The 14,858-nt window shown below is 44.7% G+C and carries 13 protein-coding genes; 10 read left to right on the top strand and 3 right to left on the bottom strand.

The genetic code is table 11. The features are described from left to right. Nucleotides 1-7 precede the first annotated feature (7 nt). The 9 genes from fabG (at nt 8) to ACFI6J_RS02545 (ending at nt 7,771) form a co-directional block, all read left to right on the top strand. On the top strand, nt 8-748 hold the full coding sequence (fabG, locus tag ACFI6J_RS02585; RefSeq protein ID WP_014976326.1) for a 3-oxoacyl-ACP reductase FabG: 741 nt from the start codon (nt 8-10) through the stop codon (nt 746-748). Nucleotides 749-947: 199 nt separating this feature from the next. Then, a complete protein-coding gene (acpP, locus tag ACFI6J_RS02580) occupies nt 948-1,187 on the top strand; it encodes an acyl carrier protein (RefSeq protein ID WP_012518211.1) in 240 nt (79 codons plus the stop codon). Nucleotides 1,188-1,267: 80 nt separating this feature from the next. Continuing rightward, entirely contained in the window at nt 1,268-2,506 is a 1,239-nt protein-coding gene (gene fabF, locus ACFI6J_RS02575; protein ID WP_014949215.1) for a beta-ketoacyl-ACP synthase II, read from the top strand. 219 nt (nt 2,507-2,725) lie between these two features. Beyond that, nucleotides 2,726-3,577, top strand: a complete 852-nt coding sequence (gene pabC, locus ACFI6J_RS02570) for an aminodeoxychorismate lyase (protein WP_156086313.1) — start codon at nt 2,726-2,728, stop codon at nt 3,575-3,577. Between the two features lie 113 nt (nt 3,578-3,690). Further along, entirely contained in the window at nt 3,691-4,710 is a 1,020-nt protein-coding gene (gene mltG, locus ACFI6J_RS02565; RefSeq protein ID WP_156086314.1) for an endolytic transglycosylase MltG, read from the top strand. A gap of 59 nt (nt 4,711-4,769) precedes the next feature. After that, nucleotides 4,770-5,444 (top strand): dTMP kinase, encoded by a 675-nt coding sequence (gene tmk / locus ACFI6J_RS02560; protein ID WP_278344359.1) that lies wholly within the window; start codon nt 4,770-4,772, stop codon nt 5,442-5,444. Beyond that, on the top strand, nt 5,444-6,331 hold the full coding sequence (gene holB, locus ACFI6J_RS02555; protein WP_278344358.1) for a DNA polymerase III subunit delta': 888 nt from the start codon (nt 5,444-5,446) through the stop codon (nt 6,329-6,331). The genes tmk and holB overlap by 1 nt, the downstream gene beginning before the upstream one ends. A 63-nt stretch (nt 6,332-6,394) precedes the next feature. Beyond that, nucleotides 6,395-7,177 carry a TatD family hydrolase gene (locus ACFI6J_RS02550; RefSeq protein ID WP_252118338.1) on the top strand — a complete coding sequence of 261 codons (783 nt, stop codon included), beginning with the start codon at nt 6,395-6,397 and terminating at the stop codon, nt 7,175-7,177. A 36-nt stretch (nt 7,178-7,213) separates the two neighbouring features. Beyond that, the gene (locus ACFI6J_RS02545; protein WP_458726336.1) at nt 7,214-7,771 is read left to right on the top strand and encodes a pyridoxamine 5'-phosphate oxidase family protein; all 558 of its coding nucleotides are present in this window, start codon (nt 7,214-7,216) and stop codon (nt 7,769-7,771) included. A 185-nt stretch (nt 7,772-7,956) separates the two neighbouring features. On the opposite strand, the gene ACFI6J_RS02540 is transcribed toward ACFI6J_RS02545, so the two are convergent. The 3 genes from ACFI6J_RS02540 to ACFI6J_RS02530 all read right to left on the bottom strand — a co-directional run bounded on the left by ACFI6J_RS02540 (nt 7,957) and on the right by ACFI6J_RS02530 (nt 13,712). Next, nucleotides 7,957-8,589, bottom strand: coding sequence for an SDR family oxidoreductase (locus ACFI6J_RS02540; RefSeq protein ID WP_458726335.1), 633 nt, complete (start codon nt 8,587-8,589; stop codon nt 7,957-7,959). 195 nt (nt 8,590-8,784) lie between these two features. Beyond that, the gene (locus tag ACFI6J_RS02535) at nt 8,785-11,736 is read right to left on the bottom strand and encodes a ligand-binding sensor domain-containing diguanylate cyclase (RefSeq protein ID WP_458726334.1); all 2,952 of its coding nucleotides are present in this window, start codon (nt 11,734-11,736) and stop codon (nt 8,785-8,787) included. A 155-nt stretch (nt 11,737-11,891) separates the two neighbouring features. Then, nucleotides 11,892-13,712: a M2 family metallopeptidase gene (locus tag ACFI6J_RS02530; RefSeq protein ID WP_156086318.1), complete on the bottom strand. Its 1,821-nt coding sequence runs from the start codon at nt 13,710-13,712 to the stop codon at nt 11,892-11,894. 457 nt (nt 13,713-14,169) lie between these two features. Between ACFI6J_RS02530 and ACFI6J_RS02525 the strand changes: the two genes are divergently transcribed. Next, the gene (locus tag ACFI6J_RS02525) at nt 14,170-14,535 is read left to right on the top strand and encodes a DUF4870 domain-containing protein (RefSeq protein ID WP_014949226.1); all 366 of its coding nucleotides are present in this window, start codon (nt 14,170-14,172) and stop codon (nt 14,533-14,535) included. Nucleotides 14,536-14,858 lie beyond the last annotated feature (323 nt).

Below are 14,858 nucleotides of genomic sequence, written 5' to 3'. Positions count from 1 at the left end.
AAACGCAATGAGTCAATTAGACGGTAAAATTGCGCTTGTTACCGGCGCAAGCCGAGGTATAGGCAAAGCGATTGCCACGCAGCTTGCTCAGCAAGGTGCTACGGTTATCGGAACCGCAACCAGTGAAAATGGTGCGCAAGCGATCAGCGATTATCTTTCTGAGTTCGGCGGCAAAGGCTTTGCACTAAATGTCACCGACAAAGAAAGCGTAGATACCACGATTAAAGCGATTAATGAAGCACATGGTGGTATCGATATCTTGGTCAATAATGCAGGCATCACACGTGATAATCTGCTAATGCGCATGAAAGATGACGAGTGGCAGGACATTATCGACACCAACTTAACTTCAATTTTCACACTGTCAAAAGCGGTGCTTCGCGGTATGATGAAGAAGCGTTTTGGTCGCATCGTGAATATTGGTTCAGTGGTGGGCAGTGCAGGTAACGCCGGACAGGCAAACTATGCTGCAGCGAAAGCAGGGGTCATTGGTTTTTCTAAATCAATGGCTCGAGAAGTGGCTTCTCGTGGTATTACCATCAACGTTGTAGCGCCTGGTTTTATCGATACCGATATGACAAAAGCGCTGACCGATGACCAAAAAGAAGCCATTTTCAAAGATATTCCGGCTAACCGATTAGGCGAGCCTGATGAAATTGCAGCCACTGTTGCCTTTTTAGTAAGCGATGGTGCAGCCTATATTACAGGCGAAACTATCCATGTAAATGGTGGTATGTATATGGGGTAAATTCGCAAAAATTGCGAATTTTCCTTAGTTTGGGGTGGTATTTACCCGAACTTGGATGTAAAAATAGTATTTTACGAATTTCGAATGTCGCTGGTTTGACCAGAAAATTTGTTTAAACTGGTGCTTGCAAGGATGCACCTTGCAAAATAAACTAGCGGCACTTTTATTATCTAGTGACGTTTAAGGGAAACCTAGAATTATGAGTAACATTGAAGAACGCGTTAAGAAAATCATCGTTGAACAACTTGGCGTGAAAGAAGAAGAAGTAAAAGCAGAAGCTTCATTCGTTGACGATTTAGGCGCTGATTCACTTGACACTGTTGAGCTAGTAATGGCTTTGGAAGAAGAATTCGATACTGAAATTCCTGACGAAGAAGCAGAAAAAATTACTACTGTTCAATCAGCAATTGATTACATCAACGCTAACAAAGACGCTTAAGTCTTAAGTAGCGACAAAACGGCTCTTCTAACAGAGCCGTTTTTGTATCTCCTACCTTAGTTCCAAAGCGAGGGCTTTTTGTGACAAAACGTCGCGTAGTGGTTACTGGTCTTGGAATGCTTTCACCATTAGGTCTTAATAGCGAAGACACATGGCGCAAATTGCTCGCGGGCGAAAGCGGCATCGGTGAAATCACCCATTTCGATTGTAGTAACTATTCAACCCGTTTCGCAGGTCAAATTAATGATTTTGATCCGCAGGAATACATTGAAAAGAAAGAAACCAAGAAAATGGACCGCTTTATCCAGCTGGGTATAGCAGCAGGCAAGCAAGCCTTGGTCGATTCTGGTTTAACTATTTCACAAGATAATGCGCATCGAGTAGGTGTAGCTATTGGTTCAGGTATTGGTGGTTTAGAACAAATTGAACAAAACCATTTGAAACTGACAAATAGCGGTCCTAAGCGCGTATCGCCATTTTTTGTACCTTCAACCATTACCAACATGATCTCAGGCTTTTTGTCTATCATGGAAGGGTTGAAAGGACCGAATTTAAACGTTGTGACTGCTTGTACAACAGGCGTTCATAACATTGGCATTGCCGCAAGAACAATTGCTTATGGCGATGCTGATGCCATGTTGGCCGGAGGCGCAGAAGCGTCTATTACTCCGCTAGGCATGGCTGGTTTTGCCGCAGCACGTGCGTTGTCATCTCGCAACGACAACCCACAAGCCGCAAGCCGCCCATGGGATAAAGACCGCGATGGTTTTGTCATGGGTGAGGGCGCTGGCGTGGTAATGCTAGAAGAATATGAAGCAGCAAAAGCGCGTGGCGCGACCATTTATGCAGAACTGGTTGGTTTTGGCATGAGCGGCGACGCATACCACATGACTTCTCCACCTGAAGATGGAGAAGGTGCGGCTGCGTCTATGCAAAACGCGATAAATGATGCGAAGTTGGATGCAAGCGAAATCGGCTATGTTAACGCACATGGTACGTCTACGCCTGCAGGTGACATTGCAGAAGTGGCAGCAGTAAAACGCGTGTTCAATGACCATGCTCACAAGCTACTTGTTAGCTCTACCAAGTCAATGACAGGCCATTTGCTAGGGGCCGCCGGTTCAGTTGAGGCAATTTTCACTATTTTGGCACTGCGAGACAAAATGGCGCCGCCAACCATTAACTTGGATGAACCAGGTGAAGGCTGCGACTTAGACTTTGTTGCACACAAAGCGAAAGCATTCAATGAAGACTACGCACTGTGTAACTCATTCGGGTTTGGCGGTACGAACGGCTCATTGATTTTCAAGCGTATCTAATACGGCGTGGCTAACGCTGTTTAAGTGTAATTCACGTATATTTAAAAGGCAGCTTCGGCTGCCTTTTGTTGTTTATACAGTTAAATCTCACAGTGAATATCATAAAACTCAGGTCTCTTTGAACACCGCTACAGCCAAATCAATTCAGCTAGACGTTGTCTGACCAACGCAAGTTGGTATACTTCCAACAACCACAATAACGGCGAACAAGAGTAGGCAGTGAGAATTATTCCTAGCGCTACGCCTATTTCATCAAGTGACAGGGCGTTTAATTATGGCGACGGTGTGTTTACCACATTGTTGGTAAGTGAACATCAAGTAGAATTATTGCCTTATCATATTTCACGTTTAAAGCACGATGCGGCAGCCATCAAGCTCAATATTGATATCCGCGCGCTTGAAGCCGCAATTGCTGAACAAGTTAAGGCGATAAAGAACGGCTCAGGTGGTAACGCTTCTCCAAAATATGTACTAAAAGTTCACGTGTCGGGAGGTCAAGCCGGAAGAGGGTATGCGCGAAGCGAAGACAGTGAAGCATTAATCAGATTTAGCCAGCACCCTTACCCTGTCCATTACGATAGTCTTGCGAATGAAGGGGCAACGGTAATTTGCGCTCAAACTCGGTTAGCCATTCAACCATTGCTTGCGGGTGTAAAGCATATGAACAGGCTAGAACAAGTCTTAATTAAGCACGAAGTAGACGACGCTGGCGCACACGATGCTATTGTTTGCGATACCCAAGATAACATTATTGAAGCGAGTGCTGGCAATGTATTTTTCTACCTCAATGAACAATGGTATACCCCGTCTTTGAAAGGAAGCGGTGTCAATGGCGTAGTCAGACAGTGTCTTATTGATTCGCTGTTAAACGACAATTGTTCGCTTCACGTGGGGGAATATGACCTTTCTTATTTGCGAAAAGCGAGTGCAGTGGTAATTACCAATGCACTAATGGGCGTAATGCCGGTACAGAAAATACAAATGCCGGATTTCTCTTATGTCGATTTTGATGTAAGAAGCGATGCGATTGTAGCACTAAAGACACGGCTTCAGACTGCGCTTCAAAATTAATTAAAACGCACTTCTTACAACGGGGTTCGTCAACGTTTTACGAGCTTCACCAGATTAGTAGTAAAAAGAAATAAAATGGAATGTAAAGCAATGAAGAAAGGGGAAGTTCAAGCATGAAGCGGGTAATTGTTATTCTATTATCTCTTGTCATGCTTGCCGTTGTTGGGGCAGCCTTTGGCGTAATGTATGTCTCGAGCAAGGTTACCGATGAACTAGTGTTAAAAAGTGAAACCTTATTTACGATAGCGAGCGGCAGTAACGCTTATCGTACCGTGAAACACTTGCGTAAAATAGGCATGACCGATGTGTCGCCCTTTGTTGCTAAGGTGTGGCTCAAATTCTTTGCAGGCAGTACGTCTGTTAAGTCTGGCACCTACATGCTGCGCCCAGGGCAGTCACTAGTAGATGTGTTTACCTTGTTTACTGAGGGCGATGAGCATCTCTTCGCAGTGAGTTTAGTCGAAGGGCTAACCCTTGCACAGTGGCTTGAGGCGCTTAAACAAAACACTGATTTGGTGTTTGATTTAAACGAAGGGAAATTAAACCAGCTCACTCAGGATAATGGCGTAGATTGGTGTTGCGAAAACGTTTCGCAGACAGAGGGCGTATATTTGGCTGATACGTATTTCTTTACCAAAGGCACAACCGCAAGCGAGGTATTGAAAAGAGCACACCGCGCGCTAATTGACTTTGTCTCTAGCGAATGGGAGTTACGGGATGCCGAACTGCCGTTAGCCACACCTTACGAGGCTCTTATCTTGGCGAGTATCATTGAAAAAGAAACGGCTGTGCCTGCGGAACGTGACATGATTTCAGGCGTTTTCGTCAATAGGCTAAACAGAAATATGCGTCTTCAAACTGATCCCACCGTGATTTATGGTATCGGTCCTACGTTTGACGGAAACATTACCCGTAAGCACTTGCGAACAGCAACGCCTTACAATACCTATGTTATTAAAGGGCTCCCACCTACGCCTATCGCGATGGCAGGCAAGGCCGCCATTCACGCTGCTTTGCACCCACTGACAACGGATGCACTCTATTTTGTAGCGAAGGGCGATGGCAGCCATCAATTTTCTACGACACTAGCTGAACACAATGCAGCTGTGCGAAAATACCAGTTAAAACGATAGCCGTATTGATGCAGACAACCGATACGTTATAGCTAAATAAAAACAGAGTTTAAAAAGTAATGCGCGGAAAGTTTATTGTAGTTGAAGGCCTTGAAGGGGCAGGAAAAAGCTCAGTGATTGGGCTGATTGTTCAAGCATTAAAAGGTGCAGGAAAGCGCGTTGAGCAAACTCGTGAGCCAGGCGGCACACCGATGGCAGAGGCCATTCGAGAATGTGTAAAACACGACTGGGATGAGACCGTGAGTGAGGAGACTGAACTACTTCTTATGTATGCGGCGCGTGTGCAATTACTTACCAATAAAATCTTACCTTCACTTGATACTGGTGCGTGGGTGGTAGGTGACAGACACGACCTGTCATCTCAAGCCTATCAAGGCGGTGGTAGGGGCGTCAGTGGAAAAACAATGTCGGCCATCAGCGATATCGCCCTTAAAGGGTTTAAGCCAGATTTGACCCTATATTTGGATGTCGAGCCTGCGGTTGGACTAGAGCGCGCCCGTGGGCGAGGGGAGCTTGACCGCATTGAGCAAGCGGGGCTCGCCTTTTTCGAGCGAACCCGTGCTAAATACTTGTCTCTTGCTAAGCAAGATGAATCTATCGTCGTGGTTAGTGCAATGCAGCCTATGGAAAAGGTTCATCAAGACGTGATTGCGGTTATCAATGACTATGTGACGAACACAAGTAGCGAAAGCAGTAACATGGCGCGAAACGAAAGCCAGCAGGGGAAAGGCTAATGCAAGTAATGCCTTGGTTTGCTACAACGTTCTCGACGTTAATGTCGCGATATATGGCAAAGAAACTACACCATGGTTTATTGCTGACAGGACCAAAGGGAATTGGAAAATACCAACTCGCGTTAGGGTTAAGCAATGCGCTATTGTGTAAGCAGCCAAGCATAAATGGGCCATGTGAACAGTGTCAAAGTTGCCATTTGAGGCAAGCTGGAAACCACCCAGACTTTCATGTTTTAGAAAGTGAAAAGCAATTAGGGGTGGATAAGATTCGTGAAGGCATAGCCAAGCTTTCAGGTACTGCGCAAATGGGAGGCAATAAAGTGTTGTTGATCCCTCGTGCCGATACCATGACGGAAGCGGCAGCTAATGCACTGTTGAAAACCTTGGAAGAACCCACAAATAATACCTTCTTGCTGCTGATCACTGACAGTATCAATAAAATTATGCCGACCATATTAAGTCGATGTGAACGGCAGATACTCTCGCTCCCGTCAGTGTCAGACAGTTTGAACTACTTAAACACTAAGGGCGTAGAAGATGCAAGTGAGGCATTGCTGGCTGCCTATGGCTATGCCCCACTTCGCGTAGAAGAGGCCCTCAGTGGTGAAGAAGACATTAGCTATCGCAATTTTAGCGATGGTATGCAAGCGCTCTTAGCAGGCGATGCAAATTTGCAAGTACAAACGCTTGCGAATAAGTGGCAGGACAATGCGCCTCAAATCGCATTGTGGTGTCAACAGATGGCCCATGACGAATACATGAAACGTCAACAGGCTGTTGATTTTAAACGCTATGAAGCGTGTGTTGATGCGGTAAAAACGCTGCAGCACGCTGGTGTAAACAAATCAATGGTACTTTTTGGGTTACTAAAACAATTTCAACGTTAATAGGCAAACGCTGGCTTGTCGAAGCCCTTTTGTCCGACAGCAATTTTTTAAAACAGGTGTAGTTTGTTCGTAGATTCTCATTGTCACTTAGACCGACTTAAGCAAGGGCCAGAAGAGCTGGCTGAAACCTTAAATTTCGCAAGAACCCGAGGTGTTGAACACTTCCTTTGTGTGTGCGTATCTGTTGGTGATTACGACAGCATGTTAGCAGCTGTAAGTCAGTTTGAAGATGTATCAGTATCTTGTGGGGTGCACCCACTACATCAAGATGAAGCGTGTAGCTATGAGGAACTGCTAGAGAAAGCGCAGCGTGAAGAAGTTGTAGCCATTGGCGAAACTGGGCTGGATTATTTTTATAGCCCGGAAAGTAAAGAAGTCCAGCTAACATCTTTCGTCGACCACATCAAAGTAGCTAACGAAACTAAAAAGCCATTAATTATTCATACGCGGGATGCAAGGGAAGACACCATTAACTTACTTCGCCAACACAAAGCTGCGCACACCAAAGGTGTTTTGCACTGCTTTACTGAGTCATTAGACATGGCGCTGGCAGCAATAGAGATGGACTTCTATATCTCTATTTCAGGCATCGTAACCTTTAATTCAGCAGATGAATTGCGTGAAGTGGTAAAAGCGATCCCTTTAGAGCGACTACTTATTGAAACTGACTCACCATGGCTTGCGCCAGTTCCACATCGAGGTAAACAAAACCAACCAGGTTACGTGGTAGAAGTGGCAGAATTTATTGCTGAGCTTAAAGGCGTGACGGTAAAAGAACTAGCGAAAATTACCACGCAAAACTTCTACTCCCTGTTTTCTTTAGCTGCGAAGAAGAAAGCCGCGTAGCGGTAAGTATAGGCGATTTTACTCTCGGAGGTGGTTATGCCCCAGTGGCGACAAGGGTTGACAAAGAGTCTTCACCAAACCCGCAGTATGCCAGAAAGTCGTTACTTTCAGTTAGCTACTGTGGACGGTAGTGGTGTACCGTACTGCCGTACCGTGGTTTTTAGAGGGATCACCGACGACAACCAACTGGTGGTTATTTCTGACACCCGCTCAGATAAATATGACCAGCTTGGCCAGAATCCTCACTCGCAGGTTTGTTGGTATTTTTCTAAAACCAGGGAGCAATATCGCTTCTCTTGTACTGCAACAATAATAACGTTACATCAAGATGCTGACTTAGTTACTCAGCACTGGAATAAATTGTCAGATGCAGGCAAAAAGCAGTTTTTGTGGGGCGAGCCTGGCACGCCAAGAAACGATGGTTCGGCACTACAGGTTGAAGGGGATTTTGGTGTAGTTCCACCTCACTTTTGCGTGATCATGCTGGCTATTGATAGCGTAGATTACCTGAATTTGAGAGGTAACCCTAAAAGTCGAGAGTGGCACCAAAAAGACGGAAATGGCAACTGGGTTAGCCAGTCATTGATACCGTAGGTAACCACCTCTAGTCTCTAAGTAGGCACATATTGAGTGCATGATACTGCCTATTCTGGGCACCACCTAAGTCAGCAGTATACAAACCGGCGACCTAAGCAAAAAGTAAGCCCTCTCTAGCTTAAATATACGCGATAACGCATTGGCAAATGAGAGGGCGTCGATCACCTAGAAAAGTCGATCACCTAGAAAATATGGGAAATTGGTGTATCACCTTTAAATAAATAGGTGATCAAGTCAGCATTACTTTCTCTTGCAACGCTTTCGACAATAGCTGTCGCTACATCTTCTCTTGATATTACAGCATCGTCCCTATTGTTTGGCATATCGGTTCGTACTAAATGCGTGCCCGGTTCATTTAATAAAGTGCCAGGTCGAAGAATTACGTGATGTAAGCCGCTATTAATTAGATGCTCGTCAGCCATGTGTTTGGCAACCAAGTATGGTTTTATTGCTGACTCCACGGCGTCAGGATCGTCTGCACCAATAGAACTAACCATAACAAATTTGGGTGTCCCCGCCGCTTTTGCATAGTTAACCGCGTTGCGGGCCGCCCAAAGATCAATCATAAGTGTTTTATCTGCGCCGGTGCTACCGCCTGAACCTGCTGTGAATACCGCAATGTCCACACCTTCAAAGTGTGCTGAAAAATCTTTTTCTAAATCCTGCTCAACCACTGTGAGGTTGGCATTTTGGATATCTGACAGTTTGTCTGGGCTTCTTACTGGCGCTACGACTTTGTGACCAGCATCCAACAATTTTACTGTTGCTTGCTTACCAATTTGGCCTGATGCGCCGATTACTAATACATTTGCCATGTTTTCATCCTCCTTGTGGGTGATTTCGCTCATCTTAAGCTACTTAAGAATTCACAATACATAGGCGGGTAAAAAGGAAAGCGATCAATTACTGCGATAAAATGCATGACAAAACGTTTGCCTGCATGCATTGCCGTTTAAACGGCAATGCAATGGGGGGAAGAGAAACTAATGGCTACGATGATCAGCCTGCGGCTATTTTATCACCGCATTTCGGCCTGATTCTTTGCCGACATATAACTTTTTATCGATAGCGTGAATGCAAGCCTCGACGCTATCGTAATCTCGTATATCCGCTACACCACAGGTTATGGTAGCCGATACAGAGTAGGGGGGAGCATCGATTTCGTAATCCGCGACAGTTTTACGTAGCTTTTCTGCCACCCAAAATGCTTCTTGTACCTTTAATGAAGGCAGCAATATAAGAAATTCCTCACCGCCCCATCGCGCAATAACGTCACTTTCTCTTAAACTATCTTCCAGGATCCTAGCTATTTTGACCAGTACTGTGTCACCCACATGATGACCGTATTCATCGTTAATACGCTTAAAGAAATCAATATCAACAATTAGCAAGGAGAAAGTATGATTATGGCGTTTATAATTTTGCCATGCTGCCTTGGCTCTTTGTGTAAAGTAGCGACGATTTTTGAGACCCGTCAATGCGTCCTGAGTTGAAAGCTGCGTTAACTTTTCTACGACCGCTTCTAAGTCTCGGGTTTTTTCCTCAACTTTTAGTGCAAGTTCAGCAGAGCGCTTTTTCAACGACGCTATCCTCAGCCACACCATCGATGAAATTAACAGCATGCCTAGCAGGGTAATCGCCACACGCCATATAGGCTTATCCCACCACGGTGGAACTACAACTATTTCAAGTTGCGCTGCATTGGTGCTCCATTCATTCTCTTGATTTATAGCTTTAACAGTGAAGCGGTAGCGTCCTGGGTCCAAGTTGGTGTAGGTGGCCGTTCTTGTCTTGTAGTCAGTAAAGCGCCAACTGTTCTCAAAGTCTGCGAGTTTATAGGCGTACCTAAGTTCGTTTGCATTCATATAATCAGTGGCGGCAAATTCAATCGTGAGCGCAATATCGTTATGTTTAAGTTCGATTGCCTCGTCTAGGCGCTGTCTTTGCTGATAGGTTGTTCCGTTTTGCTCGTTCCTACTCACCGTTTCAACGTTTGTGAGGTGCACTCCAGGTGACCACTTTACATTTGCCACTTGTGAAGGGGTAAATTGTGTTACGCCTTCCGCTCCACCAAACATTATTGTGTTATTTTCAGTTACGGTGACAGAGCCAATATAGTAACCCGTAGATAGTGCGCCGTTTTCTGCACCGAAATAAGAAAGGGTAGACAAGTCAGGTGCTAAATACGCAATTCCTTCAATTGTAGAGATCCAAAGCCCATATTCATCATCTTCAATAATTGCCCCAATGGATACATTGCTCAATCGACTTTCAGGCTTAATTTGTGTCACTTTAATCGTTGACAAATCACTGCCTTCTTTAGACATAAAGAAGAGTCCAGCTGCTTGCGTTCCTACCCAATAACCACCGCGTTTCGACTGAGAAATCCACGTCACTACAGTTTGATCTGAAATCTTGTCCGTAAACTCACTGACGCTGGTTAAGTCTCCAGTCAGTTTATTCGCAACAAATAAACCGGATACCGTACTTAACCATGCGTTTTCATTGTCGTCCAAAACAATTCTCGTTGTCAGCGACAATGGCCATTGCTTTATTACCCTATCTTCTGACGGGCGATATACAAACAGCCCATCGCTGTAGCCGCCATACCAAATGTCTCCGTCATCATCGATATTAATGCTGTAACCCGACTTACCATTCAGCGCAACAAATTCTAGGTTTCTGGTCTGGGGGTTCAGTTTGGCGAGGCCTGTGCGTGTGGTTACCCATAATGCATCGCTCTTTGTATGATAAAACACGCTTAACAGCTTATCGTTAGTGTCTTCGCTACTCGCTATTGCACCATTGGAAGTAAATGGGCCTTGTTGAGTTTTACTTATCGTGTCGTAAAGCCAAAGGCCCTTTTCGTTCGCTACCCATACTTGGTTATCTTTGTAATTCGATAAAGAGGAGATGATTCGTCCTTCGCCTATTTCCTGAGAGTAGAAGTTGCTAAGCAGAGGGTTACTGATCGCAAACCCATCGTCTCTGGTACCAACGACAACCAGCCCAGCTTTCGTTTGATAAAGGCTTGAAATTCTCTCTTTGGCCGCATCTTTCTCGTTAATCGGGGCACGCAGCACAGAGTTAGGGTTATGTGACGTTAAAATATTCAGCCCACGCTGAGTAGAAACCCATATATCACCGTTGTCCTTTAATAAGATGTCTGTAACGTAGTTATCAGATAATCCGTGAGTTTCAGAGGTACAGCTTTTGTCGATGATAGTGCTTTGCTCGTCGGGATTGAACAAACATGCGCCGTGGGTAGCGGTACCCAACCAGAATTGAGATTTTTCTGCTGCCACCAGTCGAGTAAAGTTCATGTTTTCAAAAGCCACTAACTCAAGAGACTTCTTAAACGGATCAAGTTTATAAAGGCCTGAGGTGGAAGTGACATAAAGCGTGTTACCGATAAGTTCTATGTCTGTCAGCGTACTCGTGGTACTGGGAAGGTAGCTGACCAGTTCTACACTGTCTGATTCTGGAGAGTATGTGTAAAGGTTTCGCTCAGAGACTATCCAAAGCTGGCCATTGTGGGTGGTCTTGATCCTATTAATTACCTGTTTATTGAAAGGCTCTGACGCCGGTAACGTGTAGTGCTTGAACGACTCAGTATCAACATCTATACGGCTCAGCCCGCTGTATGTCCCCACCCACAGGTATTGACCGTCTAAGCTTGCCTCTATCTGAAGGGCGAAGAGGGTTTGGAGGCCTGTTGACTTGTCTTCACCCCACAAGCCGAAGTTTCGAAATGTATAGCCGTCAAATTTATCGACACCAGACTGCGATGCCAACCACAGAAAACCATACTTATCTTCCGCAATATCTGAAATGGATACGTGGGCGATACCACTATCCATATTGTAGGAATGAAACGCTGGGGCAATAGGTTGCGCGCGTGCAGATAGGCTGCAAGTTGCAGCAAAAACTATGAAAAGCGAAAGTACCAACAGGGTGCGCATAATATAATCAAAAATTACATAAAATTTATACACTAACGTTACGCTAATCTACCGCTCTTACAATGGTACAAAAGTTTAAAAAAAAGCCTCGAAATTCGAGGCTTTTGGGACTGCATAAATTATGTTAGTCAGTGACTAATCATAACGGGAGATAGTTACCAGCCGCACTGGCGTGTAGCATTTTGCTCATCTAACCACGTTTTTAGTGGCGCAAAGTAGTCAGCGATAGTACTGGCATCCATTTGCGGTGAGCCTGTCAGTGTTTCTAACGCATTTTGCCAAGGTTGGCTCATACCCATCTCTAGCATTTCGTTAAGTGCTTTACCGGCTTCTTCACTGCCGTAGATAGAACAACGGTTAAGCGGGCCCTCATCACCTGCAATGTCACACAGTGCTTTATGGAATTGGAATTGAAGGATATGCGCTAGGAAATAGCGTGTATAAGGTACGTTAGCAGGCACGTGATACTTTGCACCCGGATCAAATGCGTCGGCGCTGCGCTCAACAGGAGCCATCACACCCTGATACTTTTCTCTCAATTCCCACCATAGTTGATTGTATTGTTCAGGTGTTACTTCACCTGACATCACTTTCCAGCGCCATTGGTCAACCATCAGACCAAAGGGAATGAAGGCAATCTTGTCTAACGCAACTTGCATTAACATACCGATATCGTTTGATGCGTCTGGGATCTCATCAATTAACTCGATTTGCTTAAGGTACTTAGGTGTTATTGATAAAGCGATGGTGTCGCCAATAGCCTCGTGGAAGCCGTCGTTTGCCGAACCACGGTAAAGAAGTGGTTGGTCTTTATAAGCGCGTTGATAGTAGTTGTGACCTAATTCGTGGTGAATAACGTTAAATTCTTCGCCAGTCTTTTGAATACACATCTTTATACGAAGATCGTCTTTGTCATCTAAATCCCACGCAGAGGCATGACACTGAACGTCACGGCCTTCAGGCTTTTGAAACATAGAGCGTTCCCAAAAGGTATCTGGAAGTTCTTCAAAGCCAAGCGATGAGAAAAATGATTCTGCTTGTTTAACCATGGCGATTTCGTCATACCCCTGTTCAGCTAATGCGCCTGTAACATCAGGAACTTTCATTTCTTGCTGAGGTTTAACGATATCGTAAATATTCCCCCACGACTGTGCCCACATGTTACCTAATAAATGGGCTGGGATCGGTTTGTCTTGAGGTACTACGTCTTCGCCATAGTGTTCACCTAGCTTAGCGCGCACATGGCAATGTAGTGACTCGTAGAAAGGCTCTACTTGCGTCCATAAGCGATCCAATTCCTTGGGAAATTCATCTGCTGGCATATCGTACTTTCCACGCCACAAGGCGCTGACGTTTTCAAAACCTAGCTCTTCAGCGCCTTCATTGGCAAGCGATACTTGTTCTGCATAGAGTCCTGCCATTGGTTTAGATACTTCACGCCAGCCTGTCCAATATTCTAGTAGCTTGTCAGCATCGCGTAGGGTGGCCATTTCAGAGCTCATTTCAACCAAGCTTTTGCACGTACCATCTTCGCTGCAATACTCACCAGAGCCGTACATGGCACTTAAGTCAGAACCAATTTTTGCAAGCCGCTCTGCTTTTTCCGCATCTGCCGGCGGCGGCATTGTTAAACTATTTTTTAGTAGATCAAGCTGTCTGCGGGTGTCGGCATCTACGTCTACATCGTTAAATTTCGCCGCTTCTTTAGCTAACTTTGCAACCTTGGTAGAAAGCACTTCATTAAAGTAAGCACTGACTGCTGCTGTATCGAAATTGATATTCGTGGCGTAGCTCCACTCGGCGTGCGCGGCAGGAACTTGCATTTTTGCAATATCATTTTGCGCCTGTGTTAAAAACTGCTTGGCGTCTTGTGCAGTGAGTTGTGGTTTAGTTTCTGTCTGTGTTGTACTTTCGCCACACCCCATAAGCGAAACGCTTACCAATGCTGCTATCAGAGTACGTTTGTGATTGAGCATACTTTGTCCTTTAATTATTGTGTTTTTTACGTGAATCGACGTTCACATAGACATGCTCTAGCATTGTGTAACGCTATGTTGCTTTTGTAAAACAAATTTGAAAGTCCCTCCATTTTAATCAGCGATAATTTCACCTCTCGCCTTATAAAATGTTCGTACTCTTTGTTGTGTTGCCTTGATGTAGAACCGCTATGCCTAGGGTAACACGCCGCGATTAGGAACATTTTAAATCTCGCTGAGTGGGTAATTAACTATGCGGACTGGTATTACGTTTTTGATAACACGAACGTTGAGGTGTGGTCTGGATATTCGAAGGTTTGAGAAATTTAATTAAAGCCAGATGAATTTTGGGGCGAACAATACGAACATGTTGATGTTTCTGGTACATTAGGCTCCGGTACGGCGATAGATGCTTACATCTATCAAATTAAACCTGTGTAGATTTTAAGGAATAGTAATGTCAACGGAAGAACCACTCTACTGGGGCTTGAACGCTCGAAGCTACTGTACACTCATTCATGTTTCTCAGTTATCCAGTTTCATTATACCTGGCTTAGGTATCATATTGCCTATTGTGCTATGGATTGCTCACAAAGATCAAAATGAAGACATCAATCAGCACGGCAGGGTGACAGCGAATTGGTTAATAAGCTTGCTCATTTACTCTGTTATTTGTTTTGTCTTGACGCTGATTATCATAGGAGCCCTAGGCTTCATCGCTCTTGGATTAATGAACATCGTCTTTGCTATCGTGGCAGCAGTCAAAGCGAACAAAGGGGAGTTGTGGGTGTACCCGCTAAGCTTTGAGTTTTTTAAACGTTAACCTAACGGAATCCTACGTTACGTTTAGTAAGAAAAACTACTACTGACGAGCGCTTTCGAAGGGCGTTTCCATGTTGAAACGCCTTCGTGCTTATCCCATTGCAGATACTGCAATTGCCAGCGTGAACAATAACGCGATGTGTTTTGGTTTTAAAAGCATGTTCACCTCTTTCCTATGACTTCTTCTACCTGTGGTAATCTTGAAGATAGTTTTCAAATAGGTGTCGCGCTATTCACAATTAGTATAATTAACTCATATGTCGCTAATGTCGTTACGAGGGCACTACTTTTTCAAAAGTGCTATGTCGTCGGTTAGCACTTATC

It is taken from the genome of Alteromonas sp. G4i13 (genome assembly GCF_054960505.1).
Note: the sequence above shows the minus strand (reverse complement) of the source record. Positions and strands in the feature narration are given on the sequence as shown.